28 protein-coding genes are annotated in these 21,864 nt (G+C 65.1%); 10 read left to right on the top strand and 18 right to left on the bottom strand.

Features of this window, described 5'->3' with window-relative positions; all coding sequences use genetic code 11:
- The first annotated feature begins 166 nt into the window (after positions 1 to 166).
- On the top strand, positions 167 to 607 hold the full coding sequence (locus tag AB0P08_RS03140) for a VOC family protein (protein ID WP_036331298.1): 441 nt from the start codon (positions 167 to 169) through the stop codon (positions 605 to 607).
- Here the strand turns inward: AB0P08_RS03140 and lspA are convergent, their stop codons facing one another.
- The 3 genes from lspA to AB0P08_RS03125 form a co-directional block, all read right to left on the bottom strand.
- Positions 608 to 1,126: a signal peptidase II gene (gene lspA, locus AB0P08_RS03135; protein ID WP_081859717.1), complete on the bottom strand. Its 519-nt coding sequence runs from the start codon at positions 1,124 to 1,126 to the stop codon at positions 608 to 610.
- A 109-nt stretch (positions 1,127 to 1,235) separates the two neighbouring features.
- The gene (locus AB0P08_RS03130; protein WP_051667916.1) at positions 1,236 to 1,859 is read right to left on the bottom strand and encodes a hypothetical protein; all 624 of its coding nucleotides are present in this window, start codon (positions 1,857 to 1,859) and stop codon (positions 1,236 to 1,238) included.
- Positions 1,860 to 1,871: 12 nt separating this feature from the next.
- Positions 1,872 to 3,740, bottom strand: coding sequence for an alkyl/aryl-sulfatase (locus tag AB0P08_RS03125; protein ID WP_036331343.1), 1,869 nt, complete (start codon positions 3,738 to 3,740; stop codon positions 1,872 to 1,874).
- A gap of 266 nt (positions 3,741 to 4,006) precedes the next feature.
- Here AB0P08_RS03125 and AB0P08_RS03120 point away from each other — a divergent pair, with 266 nt between their 5' ends.
- The 3 genes from AB0P08_RS03120 (at position 4,007) to AB0P08_RS03110 (ending at position 5,875) form a co-directional block, all read left to right on the top strand.
- Positions 4,007 to 4,648 carry a uracil-DNA glycosylase family protein gene (locus tag AB0P08_RS03120; RefSeq protein ID WP_029266173.1) on the top strand — a complete coding sequence of 214 codons (642 nt, stop codon included), beginning with the start codon at positions 4,007 to 4,009 and terminating at the stop codon, positions 4,646 to 4,648.
- Between the two features lie 148 nt (positions 4,649 to 4,796).
- On the top strand, positions 4,797 to 5,285 hold the full coding sequence (locus AB0P08_RS03115) for a hypothetical protein (protein WP_029266170.1): 489 nt from the start codon (positions 4,797 to 4,799) through the stop codon (positions 5,283 to 5,285).
- 188 nt (positions 5,286 to 5,473) lie between these two features.
- Positions 5,474 to 5,875: a DUF3224 domain-containing protein gene (locus AB0P08_RS03110; RefSeq protein ID WP_197971866.1), complete on the top strand. Its 402-nt coding sequence runs from the start codon at positions 5,474 to 5,476 to the stop codon at positions 5,873 to 5,875.
- 59 nt (positions 5,876 to 5,934) lie between these two features.
- Here AB0P08_RS03110 and AB0P08_RS03105 read toward each other — a convergent pair whose 3' ends face one another.
- On the bottom strand, positions 5,935 to 6,639 hold the full coding sequence (locus AB0P08_RS03105; protein ID WP_363588044.1) for a hypothetical protein: 705 nt from the start codon (positions 6,637 to 6,639) through the stop codon (positions 5,935 to 5,937).
- Positions 6,640 to 6,796: 157 nt separating this feature from the next.
- Between AB0P08_RS03105 and AB0P08_RS03100 the strand changes: the two genes are divergently transcribed.
- On the top strand, positions 6,797 to 6,946 hold the full coding sequence (locus AB0P08_RS03100) for a hypothetical protein (RefSeq protein ID WP_363588042.1): 150 nt from the start codon (positions 6,797 to 6,799) through the stop codon (positions 6,944 to 6,946).
- Positions 6,947 to 7,056: 110 nt separating this feature from the next.
- On the opposite strand, the gene AB0P08_RS03095 is transcribed toward AB0P08_RS03100, so the two are convergent.
- The 4 genes from AB0P08_RS03095 to AB0P08_RS03080 form a co-directional block, all read right to left on the bottom strand.
- Complete coding sequence (locus AB0P08_RS03095; RefSeq protein WP_029266166.1) at positions 7,057 to 7,662, bottom strand: GIY-YIG nuclease family protein; 606 nt, start codon at positions 7,660 to 7,662, stop codon at positions 7,057 to 7,059.
- Positions 7,659 to 7,856: a hypothetical protein gene (locus tag AB0P08_RS03090; RefSeq protein WP_071327683.1), complete on the bottom strand. Its 198-nt coding sequence runs from the start codon at positions 7,854 to 7,856 to the stop codon at positions 7,659 to 7,661. Before AB0P08_RS03090 ends, AB0P08_RS03095 begins: the two co-directional genes overlap by 4 nt.
- A gap of 79 nt (positions 7,857 to 7,935) precedes the next feature.
- Positions 7,936 to 8,586 carry a PIN domain-containing protein gene (locus AB0P08_RS03085; protein ID WP_029266162.1) on the bottom strand — a complete coding sequence of 217 codons (651 nt, stop codon included), beginning with the start codon at positions 8,584 to 8,586 and terminating at the stop codon, positions 7,936 to 7,938.
- A complete protein-coding gene (locus tag AB0P08_RS03080) occupies positions 8,583 to 8,828 on the bottom strand; it encodes a ribbon-helix-helix domain-containing protein (protein ID WP_029266161.1) in 246 nt (81 codons plus the stop codon). The genes AB0P08_RS03085 and AB0P08_RS03080 overlap by 4 nt, the downstream gene beginning before the upstream one ends.
- Before the next feature lie 150 nt (positions 8,829 to 8,978).
- On the opposite strand from AB0P08_RS03080, the gene AB0P08_RS03075 reads away from it, so the two are divergent.
- Positions 8,979 to 9,326: a histone-like nucleoid-structuring protein Lsr2 gene (locus AB0P08_RS03075; RefSeq protein ID WP_029266159.1), complete on the top strand. Its 348-nt coding sequence runs from the start codon at positions 8,979 to 8,981 to the stop codon at positions 9,324 to 9,326.
- 413 nt (positions 9,327 to 9,739) lie between these two features.
- Here the strand turns inward: AB0P08_RS03075 and AB0P08_RS03070 are convergent, their stop codons facing one another.
- Positions 9,740 to 10,021: a hypothetical protein gene (locus AB0P08_RS03070; protein WP_029266155.1), complete on the bottom strand. Its 282-nt coding sequence runs from the start codon at positions 10,019 to 10,021 to the stop codon at positions 9,740 to 9,742.
- Positions 10,022 to 10,050: 29 nt separating this feature from the next.
- On the opposite strand from AB0P08_RS03070, the gene AB0P08_RS03065 reads away from it, so the two are divergent.
- Positions 10,051 to 10,194 carry a hypothetical protein gene (locus AB0P08_RS03065; RefSeq protein ID WP_156040315.1) on the top strand — a complete coding sequence of 48 codons (144 nt, stop codon included), beginning with the start codon at positions 10,051 to 10,053 and terminating at the stop codon, positions 10,192 to 10,194.
- Positions 10,195 to 10,199: 5 nt separating this feature from the next.
- Here AB0P08_RS03065 and AB0P08_RS03060 read toward each other — a convergent pair whose 3' ends face one another.
- The 9 genes from AB0P08_RS03060 to AB0P08_RS03020 form a co-directional block, all read right to left on the bottom strand.
- Positions 10,200 to 10,499 (bottom strand): hypothetical protein, encoded by a 300-nt coding sequence (locus AB0P08_RS03060; RefSeq protein ID WP_029266153.1) that lies wholly within the window; start codon positions 10,497 to 10,499, stop codon positions 10,200 to 10,202.
- A gap of 20 nt (positions 10,500 to 10,519) precedes the next feature.
- Positions 10,520 to 10,864, bottom strand: coding sequence for a hypothetical protein (locus tag AB0P08_RS03055; protein WP_143049226.1), 345 nt, complete (start codon positions 10,862 to 10,864; stop codon positions 10,520 to 10,522).
- Between the two features lie 362 nt (positions 10,865 to 11,226).
- Positions 11,227 to 11,832 carry a hypothetical protein gene (locus AB0P08_RS03050; protein WP_143049225.1) on the bottom strand — a complete coding sequence of 202 codons (606 nt, stop codon included), beginning with the start codon at positions 11,830 to 11,832 and terminating at the stop codon, positions 11,227 to 11,229.
- 676 nt (positions 11,833 to 12,508) lie between these two features.
- Positions 12,509 to 13,375: a metallophosphoesterase family protein gene (locus AB0P08_RS03045; RefSeq protein ID WP_051667912.1), complete on the bottom strand. Its 867-nt coding sequence runs from the start codon at positions 13,373 to 13,375 to the stop codon at positions 12,509 to 12,511.
- A 286-nt stretch (positions 13,376 to 13,661) separates the two neighbouring features.
- Positions 13,662 to 15,068, bottom strand: a complete 1,407-nt coding sequence (locus AB0P08_RS03040; RefSeq protein WP_029266145.1) for a relaxase/mobilization nuclease domain-containing protein — start codon at positions 15,066 to 15,068, stop codon at positions 13,662 to 13,664.
- 2 nt (positions 15,069 to 15,070) lie between these two features.
- A complete protein-coding gene (locus tag AB0P08_RS03035; protein WP_029266142.1) occupies positions 15,071 to 15,589 on the bottom strand; it encodes a MobC domain-containing protein in 519 nt (172 codons plus the stop codon).
- Positions 15,590 to 15,892: 303 nt separating this feature from the next.
- Complete coding sequence (locus AB0P08_RS03030) at positions 15,893 to 16,309, bottom strand: hypothetical protein (RefSeq protein ID WP_029266140.1); 417 nt, start codon at positions 16,307 to 16,309, stop codon at positions 15,893 to 15,895.
- Positions 16,310 to 16,348: 39 nt separating this feature from the next.
- Positions 16,349 to 18,169, bottom strand: a complete 1,821-nt coding sequence (locus tag AB0P08_RS03025; RefSeq protein WP_051667911.1) for an AICE element replication initiation protein — start codon at positions 18,167 to 18,169, stop codon at positions 16,349 to 16,351.
- A 464-nt stretch (positions 18,170 to 18,633) separates the two neighbouring features.
- A complete protein-coding gene (locus tag AB0P08_RS03020; protein WP_062635491.1) occupies positions 18,634 to 18,828 on the bottom strand; it encodes a helix-turn-helix transcriptional regulator in 195 nt (64 codons plus the stop codon).
- Positions 18,829 to 18,914: 86 nt separating this feature from the next.
- Between AB0P08_RS03020 and AB0P08_RS03015 the strand changes: the two genes are divergently transcribed.
- From AB0P08_RS03015 to AB0P08_RS03005, 3 genes are all read left to right on the top strand, one after another.
- A complete protein-coding gene (locus tag AB0P08_RS03015; RefSeq protein WP_082802894.1) occupies positions 18,915 to 19,661 on the top strand; it encodes a helix-turn-helix domain-containing protein in 747 nt (248 codons plus the stop codon).
- Positions 19,662 to 19,675: 14 nt separating this feature from the next.
- Positions 19,676 to 20,806 (top strand): site-specific integrase, encoded by a 1,131-nt coding sequence (locus AB0P08_RS03010; protein ID WP_062635495.1) that lies wholly within the window; start codon positions 19,676 to 19,678, stop codon positions 20,804 to 20,806.
- 90 nt (positions 20,807 to 20,896) lie between these two features.
- Positions 20,897 to 21,844, top strand: a complete 948-nt coding sequence (locus AB0P08_RS03005; protein WP_029266130.1) for a hypothetical protein — start codon at positions 20,897 to 20,899, stop codon at positions 21,842 to 21,844.
- Positions 21,845 to 21,864: the final 20 nt, after the last annotated feature.

The raw sequence follows: 21,864 nt of genomic DNA, 5'->3' as shown, positions 1-21,864 counted from the left end.
GCACGTTCAGGTGGCAAGAGATGGGCTTGTTCGAAGCCCTTGCCCGAGGGTCGACGATTCGGTAGCCGTCAGCGAGACTGGCGGAGATCGAGGCCGAGGGCAGACTCGGACCGCAGATCATCGGCCCCTCGATTGCGGGGCATCCAGCTCAAGAAGGGCGGTATCCATGACCGACGCATCCACTCCCCCAAGCGACACCGTCAACGATCTGACCAACCCACCCGTGCCGCCGGGAGCCTTGTTGCTGGAGCTCGTGCCGGTTCCGGTCACCGACATCGAACGAGCAAAGACCTTCTACCGAGACCAGCTCGGCTTTCGGCTCGACGTCGACATCAACCCAGAGCCCGGCGTCCGCATCGTCCAGCTCACGCCACCGGGTTCGGCATGCTCGATCACCCTGGCCGAGGGCCTGCCCACGCTCGACATGCCTCCGGGGACCCTGCGAGGGCTGCACCTGGTGGTCGCCGACATCGAGGCATCTCGTGCCGAACTGGTCGAGCGCGGCGTCGAGATCAGCGAGGTCGAGGACCTCGGCGGAGTGTTCTACGCCTTCTTCGCCGACCCCGACGGCAACACCTGGTGCCTGCAGCACATGCCCTGGCGATAGCTACGACGCCGGCGAGGGCGCCGGGGTCGGTTTGATGCGGCGGGTCGGCACACGCAGGAGGACGAGCGCGACAAGGTAGATGCCGCCGACGACGATCGCGATGTCGGCGACGTTGCCGATGAACAGATCGAAGTAGCCGATGAAGTCGATGACGCCACCGCGTGCCAGGCGGTCAGCGGCATGACTGATCGCACCGCCGAGGACCAGGCCCAGCCCGATTGCCCACCAGAGCGATCCCACCCGCCACAGGTAGACCGTGATGGCGACCGCGGCGGCAGCGGCGAGGAGTCCGAGCAGCCAGGTGAAGTCGGTGCCGAGGGAGAACGCGGCGCCACGGTTGACGGTGAGTTGGAACTCGAGAACCGGTGGCAGGACGTCCTTCGATTCTCCGCCCGAGAGCGCAGAGGCGGCCCAGATCTTGGTCCATTGGTCGACGGCGACGACGACCGCTGCGATGGCCAGCCCGGCGAGGAAGGACCAGCGCACTCCCGAGCGTCGGTTCGTGGTCGGTGACGTCACTGTGCAGTTCCCTCTTCGTGCGATAGCTCGTGCCGGGCCGGTTTTCGGTTACCGGCTTCACCAGACTATTCGCTGGGCTATGGCCGAGAGGTCAGGGCTTCGACGCCAGTCACACTTTCACGGGGAACGTCGCCAAGATGACCACACCGATGACAGCGAGAGTCAGGCCCAGAATGAAGAAGGTGCGCCGGCGCCATTCGGCGCGCTGGTTCTGGGACAGCGCCGCGAAGAACAGCACGAGCGCGAAGAGCACGGTGAGCAGAGCGTAGTTGTCTCCGCGCTGGTTGTTCACGAGTGCTTCGTCGAACTTGGCGTCCGCGCGCGCGTGCAGGTCTTCCGCTTCCTCGGTCCCCGGCGGAATGTACTCCTCCCTGGCGAGGGGCCCCTGGGATACGCGCCCCTCCGCCGTCCAGGCGTCGAACGCGATCCGGAACTCGTCCGTGAAGCGTTCCTCGATGAAGGTGACGAGTTCCTGGTCGTCGTCTGCGGTGGCGAGCACCCATTCGGTGTAGATGGTCAGATCGTATTGGCGCGCCGCTTGGGCCCTGCTTTCGGCGGAGGCGGCCTGGACACGTGCGCTGGACGCTTGGCTGAAGGCGATAGACATCTCACCGCCCCATTTCGACGCCTCGAATCCGCACCATGCGGTGATGACCGCGGTTATGGACAGCAGCACCACCGTGGCCACCTCCAACCACCGGCCGGGATGAGTGACTTTCTCGGTGGCGTCCATGCGCGCCGTCTTTTAGGGCAGCACGATCTCGAATGCCGGGTCTCCGGGGGTCAGTACGCCGAGCAACTGCTTCAGGACGCCGAGGTCGCCGCGCACGTCCAGGCCCTCGGCGTCGAGGTCTCCGCCGGCGAGGCGGATGAGCCGCTCCTTGGTGAGGGTGAGATGCAGTGCGGCATCTGTGGCGGGTTCGCGCTCGACGTAGACGAGCACGCCGTTGCGGAGCGTGACGTGGAACGAGCGGTCGAGATCACTGAGTGTGATGTCGAATCCGAGGTCGAGGTCCCAGGCGCGCGGGCCGTCGACGGTGATCGCGACGGCATCGAACAGCTGTTCCGGGGTGAGCTGCGCTCGGATGGCTGGGGCGTTGGTCACGGTCGGGGTACCGAAGTTTCCCTCGCGCAGTTCGGTCGCCCCGGAGAGGAAGAAGTTGCGCCAGGTGCCGTTCTCAGCGCCGTAGCCGAGCTGCTCGAGGGTGTCGGCGTAGAGCGCCTTCGCTTCCGCATTGTTCTCCTCGGTGAAGACCGCGTGGTCGAGCAGTGTGGCCGCCCAGCGGAAGTCTCCCGAGTCGAAGGCGGCGCGGGCGAGCTCGAGGACCCGGTCGATGCCTCCGATCGCGTCGACGTAGCGCTTCGCCTGCTCCTTCGGCGCGTGCGGCCAGAGCCGAGCCGGGTTCCCGTCGAACCAGCCCATGTACCGCTGGTAGATGGCCTTTACGTTGTGGCTGACCGAGCCGTAGTAGCCGCGGGCGTGCCAGGCGTTCTCGAGCGCGGGCGGCAGCTGGATCGCCTCGGCGATCTCGGCGCCCTGCATGCCCTGGTTCAGCATCCGCAGCGTCTGGTCGTGCAGGTACCCGTACAGGTCCCGCTGCAGACCGAGGAACTCACGGATCTCCGCGTTGCCCCAGGTCGGCCAGTGGTGCGAGGTGAACACGACTTCGGCGTCGTCGCCGTAACGCTCGATGGCCTCGGTGAGGTACTGCGACCACACGTGCGGATCCCGCACGACCGCGCCCCGCAGGGTGAGCAGGTTGTGCAGCGTGTGCGTGGCGTTCTCCGCCATGCACAGCGCCCGGTACTTCGGGAAGTAGAAGTGCATCTCGCTGGGCGCCTCGGTGCCCGGCGCCATCTGGAATTCGATCTCCAGCCCGTCGACGGTGTGGGTCTGCCCCGTCTCGGTGATCTCCAGCGTCGGCGCGAGCAGGGTCGCCTCCCCGGTCGACGTCGTCTGTCCGAGACCGGCGCCGACTGCCCCCTGCGGGCCGCGTGCGAGTGCCGCGCCGTACATGTACCCGGCGCGCCGGCCCATCGCGGTGCCCGCGTAGACGTTCTCTGCCACCGCGTGCTCGACCATGCCCGCGGGGACGATGATCTCGACCCCCGCGTCGACGTCGGCCTGTGAGACGATGCCCTGCACGCCGCCGAAGTGGTCGATGTGAGAGTGGGTGTGGATGACAGCGGTGATCTTGCGGTCACCGCGGTGACGCCGGTAGAGCGCCATCGCCGCGGCTGCGGTCTCCTTCGAGATCAGCGGGTCGATCACGATCACGCCGGTGTCGCCCTCGACGAATGACATCACCGACAGGTCGAGCCCGCGGATCTGGTACAGGCCGGGCACGACCTCGAACAGGCCGTGCTTGGCGACCAGCGTGCTCTGGCGCCACAGGCTCGGGTTCACCGTCTCCGGAGCATCACCCTGCAAGAAGTCATAGGTGGACGCGTCCCAGATGATATCGCCGGCGGCGTTGCGGATCGCAGGCTCGTCTAGCGTGCCGATGAATCCTCGCTCGGCCGCCGCGAGATCCCGCTCATCGTCGAACGGGAGCCGTGCCTGCAGCTCTGCCTGCTGTTGCCGGATGGTCTCTGATGCGTCGCGCTGACCCATGATGGTGCTCCCGTCTCCGAAGAACAGTTCACGACGAGTCTTGCGGTCACGAAAGACGGTGACAACCACCTTTCGTCTGAACCTTGTGCCGGCCGCTGTCACGCGGCATCCTGAGGTATCGGATCACCGCGGGCCCCCGCGGGTGTCCGGTTCTGGGGACGAGGCTGGGGAGGCCTCACGCGGGATGCCTCATGGGTGGCGACTCCCTCGGTCGCACGTGCGGCATCCCGCACACCCGGACGGACGCTGGCTGATACCGTCGGCGCATGCCCCGACGTATGGCGGACCCTGAGTTTCGACAGCAGCAGTGGGACGATCGCTATGCGCTGCACATCGCGCCGGTCAACGAGTACGTCGACGAACTGCGTGAGGTCGGCCGCGGGTGGGCGCCGTACGTCGCGCCCCTTCATGGTGGAGTCGAAGCGCGGGTGCTGAGCATTCTTCGCGATCCAGGGCCCGCGACGCAGGACGGCAAGGGTTCGGGCTTCATCTGCGTCGAGAACAACGACGGCAGCGCCGAGCTTCAGGCGGTCCTGCTCGAGCAAGCAGCGCTATCTCCGTACGAGCTGCTGCCGTGGAATGCGTACCCCTGGTACATCAACCGCGCCCCGAAGGCGGCTGAGCTGGATGCCGGCGTCCAGACGATCCTGCACCTGCTGGAACTCGCGCCGAGGCTGAAGGTCGTGCTACTCCAGGGTGGTGATGCGGATCACGCCTGGCGCCGGTTGCTTAGGCAGTCCCCTGAGATCGAGCGTGAGCGGGGTCTCACCGTCGTTCGGACGTTTCACCCTTCGCCGCAGGCTCTCTTCGTGCGGGATCTCGAGGAGAGAGCTGCACGCGTAAAGCGACGAGCCGACGCGTTCGTCGAGGTGGCAGGTCTGCTCGAGCCCGTGCGATCGACGCCATGACGGGCACGGGGAGCTCGCCACGCGAGCGCTGATGACCGTCCGGTAACGATGGTCATCAGCGCCTTTCGCGTCTCGCACTGAGAACCGAAGGTGTCAGTAGGCGCTGATACGGTCAGCGTCGACATCAACCTGCTCGGAGAGGCATCCCTTGAACATCACAGCACCCAAGCTCGGCGCGACCATCGCACTTCTGGCACTCCTCGGCATCAGCGCCGTGGGGTGCGCATCTCCCGAACCGTCCAGCTCGTCGTCTGGCGGCGAGTCCTCCTCGTCCGAGACCGAGCAGGTCCAGGAGGAGGAAGCTCCGGAGCCGGTGAGTCTGGAGGGCTCCTGGAAGCAGAACAACTCCAACTCCGAGGACGCGTGGCAGGAGGCCACGATCACCGGTGACACGATCGAGGTCCACTGGGTCGCCGACGGCGGTGACACGAAGTCGCTGTACTGGGCCGGCACCGTCGAGGTCCCGGCAGAGGGCGACTCGTTCACCTTCGATTCGGCGAACGACACGTCCAAGACCGAGTCCTCGATCATGGCATCGAGCGACGCGACCAAGACGTTCACGTACGAGAACGACGAGCTCAGCTACGAGGTCACCGCGATGGGCACCACGATGACCGTGCGCCTCAGCCGCGAGTAAGCACTTCGCTCACTAGTCGGCACAGCCCCCACGCTCTCGGAGCGAATGGGGGCTGTTCTGTTGCAGTTGGTGGCTCGTTCCAGGCGAGTCCCGACGGACACATGGTGTCGCGAATCTTCAAGCACGCTGGTTCTCGCGCCCCGTAACGTCGAAGCCATGACAGGAAGAGGACACCGTTGAGCGCGTTGATGGGCGAAGAGATCAGGACCGCGGAGGTCAGTGGCGACATGAGGACGGCAAGAGGAACGTTCGAGGTGTCGCTCGAGCCCGCGGAGCACGATCAGGCGGGCATCCGCCGAATGGTCATCACCAAGACATGGCGGGGTGACCTTGCCGGGCAGGGGGCCGGGACGATGCTCGCAGCTGGCGATCCGGCAACCGGAAAGGCGGGCTATGTCGCCGTGGAAACCGTTGACGGCGAGCTCGACGGGTTGCGCGGAGGCTTCGCGTTCCAGCAGTTCGGAACGATGACGGCACCCGACCAACAGCTGCGCTACGAGATCGTGCCCGGCTCGGGAACCGCGGACCTGGCAGGAATCACCGGAACGCTCGACCTCGAGATCATCGACGGGAACACCGCTACCTGTTGACCTACGCGCTGAGCTGACAGCACGGGTGAAGCGCAAGCGGCTCGCCTGTTGAAGGTGTCTCAGGCCTGACTGAGATTGCTCGCGGCTTCAGTCTGCTGGTCAGGCGCGGCGGCGTCGAAGACGCGCGTTCTGATGACCTGGTCGACGCCGACGAGGCCGGCGAGCTTCACTACATCGCGGCCGCCCATGATGCGGTTCAACATGAACTGCGGCGGGAAGAGGTCCAGCAGCGGGTTCTCACCGTCGAACGACCGCGAGGTCCTGGCGGCGAAGATGCGCGTGGTGTCGAGAGCTCTGAAGCTGTCGATCGAGAGGATGGACGTTCGGGGATCGGGCCAGATCAACCGGTCCAGAGGCTTCGCACCGGTCCAGTGCTGCTTGATGCGCTTCATCACTCCGACCGAGGCGTTCGTCGCGCCGACATACGCCTGGCGGTACTCGTCGAGCACCATGACGTAGAGGCCGGGCACCCCATCCCACTTCGTGAGATCGGTGACCTCGGTCATGCCCGGTTGGCTGGTGATTGCCGCCTGCAGCGCGGCATCGAACTCGGCAGTGTCGAGGGAGGCGAAGTGCGCCATGTTGAGGTCGTAGTTCGCCAGTGCCAGCTCCTGGAGGAACGAGCACCATGCGTCTGTGTAGATGCGGTGGTCGGGGTCCTCGTATCTGTCGTCGATCGCGTCCCAGAGATACGGGTCCTCCTCGCGGTACCAGCGTTGCAGGGAGGAGCGCTTGTTGATCCGGGCGTAGGTCTCGCGCGACATGCGGAGGCCGAGCTCGCGGCTGCCGCGGACCTTGAGTCCGAAGTGCACGGCGCTTTCGACCGGACTGGTGCCTGCTCGGCGACCACGCTGCGACGAGACGGCGACCCCCCCAGATCTTCCGGGCTGGTCGCGGATGCCACCGGTGCCAGAAGAGCACGTGACCGGAGTCGACGAGCATCTGCAGGGACGCGTTCGCGTCGGCGCCGATGTCGACGTTGAAGATCCGCGCAGGGTCGAACTCGAGATGCTCGCCCTCGGGGATGATGCTCTGCTGGTTCAGCTCCCACGGATCAGCATCGAGCACTAGGTAGCCGGAGTCAGTCAGCTCTCGTCGCAGCTGTGCAGCGTGCTCGGTCGACGGCGCCCAGACGAGTGTCTCGCGCGGAGTAGCGGTGATCTCGAGTTCCACGATGGCGTTCAGCCCTCGGGGCGCCACGCGGCGGCCTCGGCGGCCATCGCGGCTCGAGCAGCCGAGAGCCGGGGGAGCCTGCCGGGGTTCTTGTCCAAGTTGATCGGTGGTGTGAGGCGCACGATGACGCTGGTCTCGACGTCGCCGAGCGGGACCCGCATGTCCGCTGGCGCCGGCCAGACAGAGAGCTGGAGGCGCGCGTGCATCCACTCGTTGAGGCGTGCGTCGCCGCCGTCGGCAAGGGCGTAGTTCGCGAAGCGCTCCGGCTTCGCGAGGTTGCGCGGGACCGCATGCAGATCGAGGAAGTCGCGCAGGAGGGCGGCGAACGACCGCCGGACCGTGGACCCGCCGGTGCGGGGCTTGGACTTCGGGTTCGTGGCGAAGTGACCGTTCAGGTCGCGCGAGACCAGGCTCTCCTCGGCCTTGCCGACGTACAGGGGATGATCCGGAGCCGGCTCAAGCTGGAGATCCCGCCAGGCCTGCTCGTCGCCGTAGATGGCGTACAGTCCGGGACGGGCGGGGACGAGTTGCGCGGCCTCCATGATCGCCCAGCGCTCTCCGGTGAGCGCGGCGACGGCAGGATTGGTGAGGTCGTGCAGGGAGTCAGCGCTCACGCCGAGGTCCTGCCGAAGTGCGCACGAACCTCGTCGGCCTGCTCGGGGGTCAGCTCCCAGCGCTGGTTCTTCAAGTGGTCGGGGTAGCGCTCGCGCAGATAGCGGCGCACAGTGATGCCGGGCCGATCACCGTCGTTGTGACCGAGTTCGCGGCCGAGCTCGGCGGGGGTGATGACGTCGTGCGATGCGCTCATGAGGTCATCATGCACGATGCCCTCGTTGACCGCATTCCCACGGATTGTCCTCGAAGGTCGGCAGTGTCCCGGGTTGTTCTCAGTGCTGCAGGCCATCTTCTCGCTGAGGTGCGGAGGAGCCAGCAAGACCATACCGATCGAGGTGCACACCGCGAAGCTCGGGGAAGGCATCGGAGACGCGCTTCGGTGGCGCGGGAGTCCGCGGCACCTTCGGGGCGGGGGTGTGCTGAGCCGCACTCTGCAAGCTGGACCGAACCATGTGCGAGGTGAACTGTCGCGGCCGCATCATCAGCCGGCCGTTCCATGCGGGACCGAGATCGATGAGGTGATGGTCGGAGGAGACGATCACGTCCGCGTCGACGGCGGGGTCCTTCGCGAGGGCGAGGATGTTATTGTCCTCGTGATTCCCGATGGCATAGTCGCGGACGACCGGGTCCACGATCGCGCCTCCGGAGTCGTCGCAGGCCTCGGCGACGAACTCGATGTACTTGGCCGTGGTTCGTTCAGACTGCCCGGAGGCGATCATCAGGCGGTGGACGTTCCGCAGGATGTGCGGCGAGGTGAACAAACGCACCTGCTGATCGAACGCGAGCGAGAGAGCGTCGGATGCCGCCGAAGGGGAGGGGAGCTTGTCGGGGAGCAGCATTCCGGTGCCGCTACGGATGTGGTCGAGGTAGACGTTGATGTCGTAGACGACCGCGATCCGAGGGCGCTCCCGCTGGCTGTTCATGAGGTTCCCAAGTCCTCGATGAGCTTGAGCGTTTCCTCGGTCGTGTAGACCTTGCCGCCGCGCTCTTCGAGCATCTCGGCGTGCAGATCGTTCATCTGCTGGACGCGGAGCTTCTTCTTGAACTCCTTCATGGCGACGCGCAGGAATTCGCTGCGGTTGCCGCCGCCGAACGCATCGGCGAGCTCCTGGAGCAAAGGGACGTCCGTCTCTTCGACGGCGAAACTGATCGGTCGTGCAGCCATTCGAGGCCTCCAAGCGTGTTAGTAATGCATTAGTAATGGTACGTCGAGAGGTCGACATCGACAAGAGTGGTCTCGAATCCCGCACGCAGTTCGCGGGATATCGGCCACCATTGCGATTCGGCTTAGATGCTGGCTGATATGTTCGGCGGCATGGCCCGCAAAATCGTGCATCAGCTCGTCGACGACATCGACGGAGAAGTCCTGGAAGTCGGATCCGGCGAGGCGGTGACCTTCTCCCTGAACGGCACCGCGTACGAGATCGATCTGTCCGAGAAGAACGCAGCAGCGTTGCGAGAGGCCTTTGAGCCGTGGATCGCGGCAGCCCGCCGGGTGTCCGCCGGCGGTACTCGCGGAGGCCGTGGGCGCCGGAACTCGCAGGGCGCCGCCAAGCGCGACCTCTCGGCAATCCGCGCGTGGGCGAAGGAGAACGGTCACCAGGTCTCCGACCGCGGCCGCGTCCCCGACGCGGTGCAGCAGGCGTACGACGCCGCGCACTGAGGCCGCCGTGGGAGAGGCGCGCGGGTTCGAGCAGGGGACGAACTGGAAGGCGAAGAACGCCGCGAGTATCCGTCTGCGCGTCGGCGACGGAAAGAAGCACCCGGTTCGTTCCTCTGATGGCGCCCCGCGGCTTACGTCTGAGGAGCAGCGGCGAGCGGACGTCCTGCGTGAGCAGGAGCGTGAACGCATCGCGAAAGAGCGCCAGGCGCGCGCGGGGCGCGCACGTGGGCAACGGCGTGAGGCCGGGCTCGACGCACGCCATGCTGAGCGCGATCACACACCAAAGGGGTGGGTGCCGGCGAACCGGCGAGGGTACGTCGATCCGCTCTCGCAGGCAGCTGATCCACGGCCGACGGCGCCGCTCAAGAAGAAGAAGTTCCGTCGCGGCCGCCGCGAGCTACAGTAGCTGAATCTCAGCGGTACTGACGAGCCTGCGCCGCGAGAATCGCTTCGCGCATCACGTCGCCGAGTTCGGCGACGATGATCTCGATGCCGGCGTCGCGGATGGAAGCCGTCAGCCACGCGCCCGGGCGATGCAGGTAGCTGGCCGCCGCCTCGTCAGCCACGGCGAGGATGAGCCGGGTCGCACCGAGCTTCTGACCGGCCCAGGCGAGTTTGAACGCGTCGGTGGCGAGCTTGCGGGGCTGCGCACCCTTGAGTGCGCCGATACGGGCGTAGGCCTCCACGAGGACCATGCGGTCTGGGGTCGCCCGTCGATCTCCATGTGGGCGTCATCGATCGCGATCCGAGCGGGAGTGAGCGCGACGCCCAGCTGCTCGGCGACGGCCGCGACGATCGCGCGCTCCGCCATGCGCTGCTCCGCCATGCGCTGCTCGGCCGAGTCGGAGGCGTGCGGGGTGGCGGATGACGGACTCATTCCGCGGCCACCAGGTCCGCGCACCCGATGGCGAACTTCGACGTATAGTCGACATGGCCACAGGCACTGCTTTCTGCAGCCTGGAGCTGGTCGCTCGAGACGGGCGCTTTGCCTGCAGCGGCGTGGAGAGCGTTCACTGCTGCGAGCATCTGCTCGCGTTCATAGAGAACCCATCCGAGCTCCGTGTTGCCGTCCTCGAGCTGGACAAATTCCTGGCGCCGATAGCGCGTCTGCTGAGCACGCGTGAGCGTAGTGCGAAGGTATTCGAGGTCTTGAGACCAGGTACGGGCGGTCATGACACCCTCCTTTCGGGTCTCTACGCCAAGCCGAGGCCTAGGGTCTTCGCGAACGACTCGAGCGTCACGGTGAGTCCAGGCGAGCTGAGTTCGATGTCCGCGGTCGGGCTCACCGGCAGGGCGTCTTCGGCGCGCTCCCACAGCGCCGCGGCGCGAGCCTCGGGGAGCTGCGGACGCTGCGCGATGGTGCGGGGGCGGTAGAAGACGCCGTCGACGTCGGGATATGCCTGGTGGATGGCGCGGGCCCACGGCCGGGACAGCGACCGATCGCCAGTGTTGATCTGATCGTTCCCGCCGACGTCCGTGACCCAGGTGCTGTCGATAAGGTCGAGGAGTGTGATCTCGCGGGTGGTCGCGAACAGCACGAACCGAGGCTGCGTGCCCCCGGTCCCTCCCGCTCCGACGCCACCGCGTTCGATGACGCCTCGGTCGCTGAAGCACTCTGATAGGCAAACGAGCAGGAGGCTCTGAACTGCCGTCTCCGGTGGAACCGTGATCTGGGGCGTGACGTAGGTCACGGCGTGGTTCGGATGGTGACCCACGGGATCGGGGTGGTGATCGAATCGGCTCCCCGTGGGCCCGAAGTGGCGGAGCTCGTGCCACCGGGCAGGGTGAGCGCCGCCGGCGTCGTAGATGCGTCCGAAGATCGTGCCGGCCGGCAGCGTACGGACAGCGCTCGGGGGGAGAGGATGCGGGAACTTCGATGCGTCGGGGGCAGGAAGCGCGCTCATCGGATCGAGAACGCCTGCTCGGCCAGCGCCGCGACAGGTTCTGCGGGCTTGCCGGCTGCGAGCCACTGGGCAGGAGTCAGCTCGCCGTCTCCCAGGTCGGGGTGAGCGTGAGTGAGGAAGTACTCCACGGCCACGGGGTTCGCCCCTTCGGGCAGCGCTCGGCTCACCGTTCCCCAGCCCGGGAGCTCACCGTGGTCGGTGAACTGGAACGTCGGGAACCGCAGGCCGCGGCCGGGGCCCGGGATCGCGAAGAGAGTCCCCTCGCCGTGGCGCTGGCGCACTCGGCCTTCGGTCACGTCGAGCAGTTCTGCGACGCGCTTAGTCGGCAGCGCCTCAGCGAGGATGTCCTGCTGGCGGAGGGCCGTGAGCACGCTGGGGCGCTCTTCGACAGGCAGCGCGTTCTCCGGCTCAACGAGCGAGCCGGCTGCGCGCAGTGCGTCCAGCTCAGCCTCCGTCAGCGACGAGTGCCCAGGCTCTTCCTCGAGCCGGAGCGCCTTGTTCACGCCCTGCAGGATGCTGATGAGGTGAGCGCGCCGACCGCTGGAGCCCAGCACGTTCAGCTCGTGCGCGAGCTCCTCGGCCTCGTGGTCCGTGAATTCCACAGGACCGACGATCTTGATGGTGATCTCGCGACCTTCGTCCGACCGAGTCGCCGTGAGGTATGCGCGTCGATCGCTGCGGAGGGGGTGTGCGGTTGCGTTCGACATCATCGGATCCTAACGGTCATTAGCGAGTATAGCTTGCGTAAGCGGCGGGGGGTCACTGTTGATGCAGAACCTCAGCGATCAGGTCGACATCGTCGTAGTCGGCGCGGCCGGGGCAGGCGCCCGTGACCTAGCTATCGACGTCCCGCGTCGATGTGTTCAGAGCGACGTGACCACGTAGCTGCGTGGGCCGGCGTGCGCGCAACGTGAGCTGCCCCGCGAAATAAACAAAGTAAATACGATTCGGCTCATCGAGTTCAGCATCGAGCCGGGTTCATCATCATCCAGGCCGCTGGCGGTCCAATGACACACTTAGCTCCATCGGCGTCCGCTGAGGTCTCATTCCCGTGATTAGAAGGGCAGAGAGGTCAGATTTGTGCCACGCCCGGAGACGAGTTCTGGGCGGATGAGCACAGGGCTCAGCGGAATGCTCCTACGGAGCTGGGGCGCTCGCTAAGCCCCCAGCAACCGGTTCGGGGCAGCGCGATCTGCGCCTCGAAGTGGAGAGCGCATGAGGCCAGTCGCTTCCGGGCTGCTCGCATCATCCCGCGGAGGGTGACGATCCGCCGGTCCATCAGCTGCGAACGACGGCGCCATCGCCTTGATCAGCGCGGTGCTTGTACCGTCGTCTTCCGCCGCGGATCTCGTTGAGTGGAAGTGGGCTGAACGCGAGGCCCGCGAGGTCGAGCACTCCTGCGTTGCAGGCAAACGTGTCCCGATCGAGACTGACCACGGTCCTGCCGTCCTCGCGCTCAAACTTACCGTAAACGTGCATATGGCCGTGCATGTGCAAGCGGGGGAGCGCAGCATCAGATACACGTTGCACACGCTCTCTCTGTGCAGCAGATACGGCCAACGCCTCGGGAGGAAAATCATGCGGATTGTTCGTGAGCAGCCGCTGCACCTCCGGTACCGCGATCGCTGGAGACTCGTGCGTGAGCATAAGGTCGGCCGGGCCGCCGGCAATCGCGGCGGCTTCCATCGGTTCCGTGATGAGTTCATCCTCGAACCAGTCCTTGCCCGCAGTTCGAAACGCCTTGTCGACGCTGGACGCGCCGCCGAGCGATAGCACCTCGCGTCCCGCGATCTGAAAACGGAACGGCCGGGGGATGAGCCACACGACGTCACTGACCCTGATCGCCATACCGGAGGCGCTTTCCTGCGCCGGGGTGATGTGGTTCCACTCTTCGTGGTTGCCAGGCGTGACCAGCACGCGCTCGATGCCTGTGCGCTTCGCCCAATAATCGACCGGGCCAGTCCCGGGCTGAGCATGCTCGAAACCGTAATCTCCGAGTTGAAGGATGGTGCGCAGCGATGGGTCATGCCGACGCATCGCGGGCAGCAGCGTTTGAATCCATCCAGCATTGCCGTGGAGGTCGCCCACGACCCACACGCGCTCATCCGGCAGGTCGAAGCTGTCGGCTGTCTCATGGATCTGCATCCATCCATCATGCCCGTGAGTGCCGACTCGGACATGGCGTCGACAACTCAACGTGGAGAATGCGAAACGGCCGAGATCAGTGGGCGCCGAGCGACCATATTGTGGTCATGTTCTGGCCACCCCTGCTGCCCAGCGAAATGCCGGTGTCCCGTTAGTGACCACGAACCGGCCTGTAAAGGACCAGCTGAAGCCCGTTTTTCGGACTGCCACTAGCGACTATGTAGTGTGGGCACCGTCGGACCACTATATGGACACGAGGCGGTCACCGGCCACCCACTGCACAGTGCTAGTCGCCGATGCTCCGTTCTTGGTGATCGGGCGCGGAAAGCTCCGCCTCTTCGAAGAGTGCGGGGAACCGCAGTCGCAGCGGGCGAGGCTTGGGGGAGGTCTCCTGATTCTCACCGGTGTTAGCCTGCGGCCGCGCCGATCGCGGTTGCTCGACGTCGTGCGGACGGTAGTCGGGAACCGTGACCTCCGTTTCTGGTTCCTCTGGGTCCGCGATCCGTGGCTGAGTTTCTCGGAGTTCCGACAGTCCCATTGTGCCCGGGACTGCGGGTAGCTCGGTGGGAGCGTGCGCACCGGAATTCTCGTGTTCGCTTGTCATCGCGTCGGCGTTTGACAGGGCTGTAGCCACCAGGCGTTGCGCGGCGCGATTTGCCTCCTGTGTCGCCTCGTCCAGAGCGATCATCATGCGTTTCTTGGGCGACAGTCGGCGTTCAACAGTCGTGTGTTGTGGCACGGACAATGTCACCGCGCTGTTGCGAGCGAAAGCGGTCTCAACAGCGTCCCTCTCGAAGGCCGTGCCGAGTGTGGTGCAGCGGCGTCGATCACTCGGCGTTGGATCGGCTGGGGTTCGGTCCGGATTCTCGCGAAGCATGCCGTACGAAATGCCACGGCCCTTCTTGCCGCGCTGTTCGATCTGAACGCCTCGGGTTCTACCGACTTCGACGAAGCTGTCCCAGTCGACAACGGCTGGATCGGCGAGCGTGTTCTCGATGCTCGCCCTCAGCACGGTGAGACTAAAAGGTTGCTTGTTGCGGGGCGCACCGAACTCATCCGCGAGGTCGCATTCTGTTTCCCAGATGATGTGCCGCTGCCATTCGCGAAGCTCACTGTCCGCGGTCGACCCGGCGCGGCGAAGACCGCTCGGCTCGCCCCGCTCGAAGCGCTCGTTCGCGTCGCTGAAGGCCTGCTTGAGGTCCGCTCGCTGCTCGAAGCCGCGCTGTTCAAGAACACGCTCATGTGCCTCGACAAGGCGTGCGTGCGTGACGACTGAACTGTTGAGACTGCGGCCGGTTTTGGTCTCGATGGAGTTCGCGACGAGGTGGTTGTGCACACAGCCTGTTCGCCCGTCTCGTTGTGTTACAACGAGCACCTGTCGGCCGGGGAACCTCTCTTCTGCGAGTGCTGTCCCGAGCTTCTGAGCCGTCAGCCAGTCGTCTGGCTCTTCGGGGTCCAACTCGTCCTTCGCGAAAGACTGGATGACGTGATACGCCTGGACGAACGCGCCAGGCTTGTCCTTACCCCACTTCTTGCGGACGTCGCGCATCTGCTGCTTCGCGACCGATACCAGCATGCCGCCCACGCCGGACGCCATGACGTACCGCTCGCCATCTTGCTCGGGCTTGTCATCGAGCGCATAGTTGATCAGCGCATCGGCCGACCGCGTCGAGCTCGCCACCACAACAGGCATAACTACACCGTCCCGCGCGGCGGCAGGCCATGGTCCACGAGGCGTGCGATGCGCTTCTCGATATCGTCGGGAACATCGCGTAGCTCAGCCACCGTAAGGAGAGCCTCCGAGACCTCCCCAGCGGTCACCGGGTCGCCGATATTCAGCCGCTTCGCGATCTGATTGAGGTTGCCGCCGATATGCGCGATGTGATTGCGAATCGGACCGAGCTCGTACCCGAGCCGATCGGAGATGTCGGCCAGGCCCCAGTCGGTCACGTTCGGGCCCTGGCGCTCGATAGCCAGCGCCCTCGCTTCCACCTCGGCGGCACCCTCACGGTCAGTAATGAGCAGGCGCAGAGCTTCGGAGAAGGAGACCTCTTCGAGGTCGCGTCCGGAGGACTTGGCCAAAGCTCGCCGCACGTCGTCGACGGCTCGTTCCTCGTCGTCGCTGAACCTCAGTGTGCGGCGCTTCGCAAAGTTGACGACCCTCTTCCTCGGACGACGCGGCGTCGCTTCGCTCGCCTTGCCGGTCCTCGTCATCAGGTCGTCCCCTTCGCTCGGTTCTTTGTGCAGTCTGGGCCTTTGCTTCCCCGCTCCGCGAGGGTGGTCCCAGACTACACAAATAACGGCAAGCAGTTTATCCGTCAGACATATCGCTGCGCTCCTGTCCTTGGATACTCCTTGGTCAGGCCTCCGGCCCGACACCCGGATGAAGGCTCCCGCCTCCACGCACAGGTCGTGGCGCCACCTTCCGAAACGGAGAAACCCCATCAGCGCCTCTTCGAGGGCAGATGGGGTTTCTCTACTCGCCGCGACCGCACGGGGCCGCGGGCGACGCAACGCTCAGGCGGCTGGCTGCTTGACCGCCGTCGGCGTGCTTGAAGTCGTCGCGACCAGGGCCGGAGAAGCCGCCTGCGGCGGTCTCTCAGCTGCCTGAGCAGGAACCTGACGATCACTGCCGACTGGTTGCGTCGTAGGCTGCTCCTCAATTGATAGCAGGACGGTGACAGCCTCGATGAGGCGAGCAGCGCGCTTGGCCTCGTCCTTATCGGACGTGACCTCGTAGCGGCCGTGCTTGCCATCACGAATGATGGGTGGTTCAGGCTGGACGTCGAGAAGCTCGTACAGCTGCTCGACGGCGTCACAGCGTGCGAACGCCGCGACCTTGATCGCGTCGTTCACGTTCTTGTCGTAGGCGTCCTGCTCGGCCTGCAGCGCGGCGATCTGCGCAGCTCGGAGCTGACTACGGGTCCTTCGCATGGTGTTCTCCTAACGGTGCGGTGTAGTGGTCAGCCCCGATCAACGGGGCTCGGTCTTAGGTGGGGCTACGGTCTCCTCGCCCCTACCCGGAGGTGCAAAGGGATCGCTGCCGACGTACTGGTCCAGGTCAGCAACGCTGATACCGAGAGCCGTGAGTTCGTCCGCGAGTCGTGAGGTCAGCGCTCGGGACCGCTGCAACGGCGTGTCCCACTCGGAGCGCCAGCCGGCAGTGCAGCCGGGCGTCCGGCAAGTGATAGGGAAGCCCGAGCTCGCAGCGGATCCGTGGTCGGTGGCGCATGAGGCGGTGGCCCCGTTCGCCATGAACCTAGCGATCCACGCTCGAACGTCTTCAGCGACGAACTCGCGGGTCAGTTTCACGCTCGCAAGATCCGCATCGGAGATGGCGGAATCCGGAGGCACCAGAACCCAAGTCTTGGAACGCTTGGTGGTCGGGTCCGGCTTGATCTCGTCGATCTGCCACCCTGCCTTTCGAAGATCCGGAGCCACTCGCCGGAGCTTGCCACTCATGCCACGAGGCTCGGGCCAATAGCGATCGTCCGAGGGTCTGCGCAAGAGCTCGTGAAGGGCCTTGCCGGTACCCGTCCAGCGACGTTTGATCGTCTCGGTGATCGCCACCAGGAACTGGTCGGTGCTCACGATGTCCTCGGCGACAGAATCTTGCGCCCGCCGGTAACGGCTCAGAGTGTCTGACCCCGTTGCATGATCAAGAGCGGCCAAGATCTCGGCGAAGTCCGCCATCCGAGGCTTGTTGCCGAGTTTCACGACGGGCAGCTGCTGCAAGGTCAGAACAACAAGGTCCAACAATGCACCCACCATCGAGGCGTAGCTCGCGTTCCAAGCGGAGTTCAACTCGCGTTCTGAGCGACGCCTGTCTGCGGGGATCACCTCAAGATCTCCCCAGACGCATCGCTCGGCGAGGTCGCCGTTGAGAACGCCGATATCGATACTGGTGAATCCCAGGACGCCCTGCACCTGCATGATGCGCACGTCGTCGTCGGTGTACAGCGCGCGGTCGACATCAGCTTCACCGGTCACGAATCGGCACAAGCCGTCCGACAACCAACGCGGCATCGACGACATATTGTCGAAGACCACGCCGCGCGAGTGAGCCCCGGCGTGAAGCAGCCGGTCCGCATCGTTCGGTGGGCGCCTCACCGGCGCGGTGGTCGGATCGAACAGGGAGAAGAGCCGTCGTGCACTACTGGTCTTGGCGGTTCCCTGTTCACCGAGCAGAGCCAAGGCCGGGCACGGAAGACCGACAAGGATCGTCGCAGCGACGAGCCAGCCGATGATCAAGCCGCGGTCCGAGGCCGGCAGATTGACGAACTCCCACAATGCGTCGAGGTTTCCGCCGCGCGCAGGGACGGGCAAAGGGGCGGTCACGGCGGTGCGGCGAAACAGCACGGGAAGGTCATCGTCGCCGTCGAGGATCTCCCAGCCGGCTGCCGTCACGCGGATGACCTGCTCACTGCGATCGCCGATGTCGATGAAGATCTCGTCGTCGCTGGGGCGCGCCGTGCGCAGGTGCAGCTTGATGGGCTCGAAACTCTCCTCCGCCTCGTACTCAAGCGCGCTCATCGCCTCAGTCAACGCGTTCTGCGAGGCTGTGCGAGCGGTCCGACGCCGGTACATGCCGCCGAGTTCCTTGCGGACGGAGCGTCTGCTGCCGAGGAGAGGAATCGCTACGTGACCGCCCTTGCGAACACCGAAAGGCTTGCCATCGGTATCGACGTGAAGGTCGTAGTGATCGAGGGCCAACTCAACGAGCTGCTGCGCGGTGGACCGCTTCCCGAGCGCCTCGGGGATATCGCGGTCTTCAGGTACGCTGGTGGTAGTCAAATGCAGGATCTCCTTTCAGATCCGCCATGGGGTCGCCGAGTTGCAGCTCGGTGGCCCTTTTTGTTTCTTCCGTATGGGTAGTGCTCGCTCAGGGTTCGAGCGTGATGTCGATCTTGTGGTTGCGGTCCCTTCGTATCCGCGCCTGCACCCTGCCGTGCGCGTGTTGAGCACCAGCAGGCCGCTTCGGGGGCGAGGCAAGAGCAGGCACGCTCCCGGGAGCCGAGGAAGATCGGTAGTGCGGAAGTCACCCCCGCACTTCTCCTGCGCGGACTGCACCTATTTCGCCTCCGAGGTGCCAATAGAGAAGTGATGGGGTTCCGTCCGCATCTCCGCTCCCGTGCGCGGGTTATCTAGGCGACGGCGGGGCGCGCCACGTGCGGAACACCACGCGGAACGTGTCGGTCCCGACAGTTGCCTCGAAGTTCCGCACGGTTTCCGCGCGCAATGGGTCCGGCGAGGACGCATCACATCGCCGGCTCGAGCTGCTCCTCGATCCAACGGTCGACATCGGCCTGACGCCAGCGAACAGCGGCGCCGATCTTCACGGCCCGGGGGAGCGGCTCACCGAGCGACCGCTTGCGGTAGATAGTCGACACAGACATGCCGGTCTGGGCGGAGAGATCGTGAACGTCGAGGAGGGTGTTCGTCGTCTGTGTCATGCGGAGTCCTTTGATAGCGAGTACCAGAAATTTGTAACTTGTGAGGTACCGTAACACAAGCTACATGATTCTGGTAACTTGTAAGCATGGAATCAATGGCATACGCGGAAGCGGTGGGCGGATTTCTTGCCGCCTACCGGCGGCGGCACGGGATTACCCTTGAGGCGATCGCGACCGTTGGACGCGATTACGGAGCAACGTGGAGCCTGTCTAGCGTCCAGGCGATTGAGCGGGGCAAGGCTGCGCCGACGGTTCCGACGCTTCTCACGCTCGCACTCGCACTTGGAAAGCTCTCTGGTGAGCCGCTTCGACTCGCCGACCTTCTTGGGGCTGCGGAGTTGCTGGAACGGCCGTACGAGCTCCGTGAGGATCAGCCCGTGCGGCGGGAGTGGGTCAACCGCGTACTGTCGGGCGCACCGATCGCGCTCGAGGATGGCGACTATGCGCACGTGGGCGCCGCGCCGATAGGTGGGGATCACGAGTGGGACGAGGAACTCGAGATGGCGGCCCTTGAGCATATGAGGGTGCACGGCAGGAAGTCCGAGTCGTATGACCAGGTGGATGCACAGTGGGGGGCCATGACGGAGGTGCCCGACCGTGACACGCGTCAGAGCGCTCGTCGGCCTAGTGTGAGCCTTGCAGAGTCTCGGGCGGCAAAGAAGCTTGGGATACGCCCACCTCTGCTTCAGCAGTACGCGGCGCGACTCTGGGGCCATTCCCTTGAAGTCGAGGCCCTGCTCCGTGCCGGCGAGGACAGCACGCCGCAGGCGCGTGGGCGCGTCACGCGTGTGCTCATTGACGAACTCCGCGCATCCACCGACGGTGAAGTCTGATGGCCAGACCTCGAATGGCGATCGGAACCTACGGCACCATCCACGTGGCCGAGGTTCAGCCGGGGAAGTGGCGTGCCCGCACGCGGTATCGTTTCGCGGACGGCAAATCCCGCCAGATCGAGAAGCACGCGCCGAGCAAGGCCAAGGCGACGGCCGCGCTGAGGCATGCGCTGACCACGATCGAGGCCGACCGCGGTGGCGAGCTGAAACCGGCAACGCACCTCCGCGCCCTCGGCCAGAGGTTCTTGGAGTCCCGGCGTGAGTTGGGGCGCTCAGAAGGCACGCTGGAGACCTACGGCTATGCAGTCACCGCTCATATCGCGCCCCGGATCGGCGACCTCTCAGTCGCCGAGGCCACACCTGAACGGCTGCAGAAGTTCCTTAACGCCGTTGAGAAGGAAGCCGGCCCGGGGGCAGCAAAGAACTGCCGATCGGCGCTGAGTGGCATGCTCGGCCTAGCGGTGCGGAACGGGGCTTTGTCGCACAACCCCGTGCGTGAGCTCGAGCGCGTCACCCAAAGGAAGAAGAAGGGCAGCACCGCAATCCCGTTGGACGAACTGCCGATGTTTCTCCAGCGCGTCCGTGAGGACGAGAAGCTCAACGAGTGGGACACGGTGGATCTGATCACGTTCATGCTCGCGTCAGGGTGGCGAGTGGCCGAGGTGTGCGCGCTCGAAGCGAGCGCTATCGACTTCGCCGCCGGCACAGCTTCCGTTGTCGCGCAGAATGTGCGTGTGAAGGGGCGGGGAATTGTGCGGCAGGAGTTCGCGAAGACCGACAAGTCCGCGCGTACCACCCACTTGCCGGAAGCGACCATGCTCCTCCTTCACAAGCGGCACGAGAGGCTGCGCGCCGATACCAACCTCATCTTCCCGACTCCGCTGATGCGCCCTCGCGATCCCTCGAACACGCAGCGGGAGCTTCGAGACCGTCGCGACGGCCTGGGGTACCCGGGATTGTCAACGCACGCGTTCCGAAAGTCGGTAGCCACGATTCTTGACAAGGCTGGACTGTCCGCGACAGAGATCGCCGACTACCTCGGACACGAGAACCCGAGCATGACCCAGGACGTGTACATGAACACCATCAAGGGCTCCACCAAAGCTGCAGGCATCATGGGCCAGAAGCTGGACGGGCTGATCTAATCCGGTGCGAGAAGCAGCCCGGGGCGGAGTGAGGAGAGGGCTTCCGCTCTACCCGATCGTAGTGTCCGTGGCTGCGGATACGATCCATCGATGACTGATGAGCAGCCGCCGGCGCCTGATCCTGCGAGCGGGCTGAATCTTGCGGACGAGCTGAACCGTGACTTCTATTCGCATTCACCATCGCAGTACCTGCGAACTCGAATCGCGTTGCTCGTCGCCCTCGGCGACGCCGATGCCGCCTTGCATCCCGCGCTCGTTGGAGGTGTCCGTGCGTGGGGTATGGGCGTCGAGCTAGAGGTGCCACTAGACGACGAAGAGATCGACGGATTCGCTGTGGTCGAGTCGATCTCGATCATGTACCTCGCGGCGGAGGCACTCCTGCGGTTGTACTTCGCGCACGTGGAACCGGAGCCTTGTCCGCCGCTGAAGCTCTCGTCGTTGACGAGCTTCGCGAAGTTCAAGCAGATGGCGGGCGACTTGTTGACCAGCCCTCCGCGCAATGAGCTATTGCGCGAGGTATTCCGCGGCAGGCTCGATGCGCCTGCTGAGGTATCCGCGGAGGCATGGACAGAGGACGCTGACGTCCTTCGATTTCTCTTGACTCGGGCAGCCGCGCTGCTCGCCCGCGAGGCTAACGTGTACAACTCGACGAAGCACGGGCTTGCAGTGCAACCTCGGAAATCCGGGCTGCGCCTCGGTAGCGAGGAGGACCCGAATGGCGTGATCATCGACCACCACGGACCGTCCATCCGGTTCCTCAGCAAGGGTCCTAGCGCCGAAGAGGGGGTGCAACAGTGGCGAGAGACGATCCAGTTCGCGTTCCCTTCCATCAACCTCGCAGTTGCATCCGCTTTCGCCGACGAGATCGACGCGATCCACGCGGTGGCGAAGGCGCGCTTGACTGGTGAACAGGGCTCAGTGACGATTCGTCAGCGAGCGTTGATTGACCACCTTCGTGCCGTGCCCTTCGCTAGCAACTACACGGGGCTTCTATCTCTGGGGATGCATCGAGACTTTGGGGTCAGGATTGGGCGCTAGTTGCGTTCGGGCGACGCTGC

The organism is Microbacterium meiriae, from assembly GCF_040686935.1.
Classification (GTDB): Bacteria; Actinomycetota; Actinomycetes; order Actinomycetales; family Microbacteriaceae; genus Microbacterium; species Microbacterium meiriae.
The sequence above is the reverse complement of the archived record's forward strand: the minus strand, read 5'-3'. Positions and strand labels throughout refer to the sequence as shown.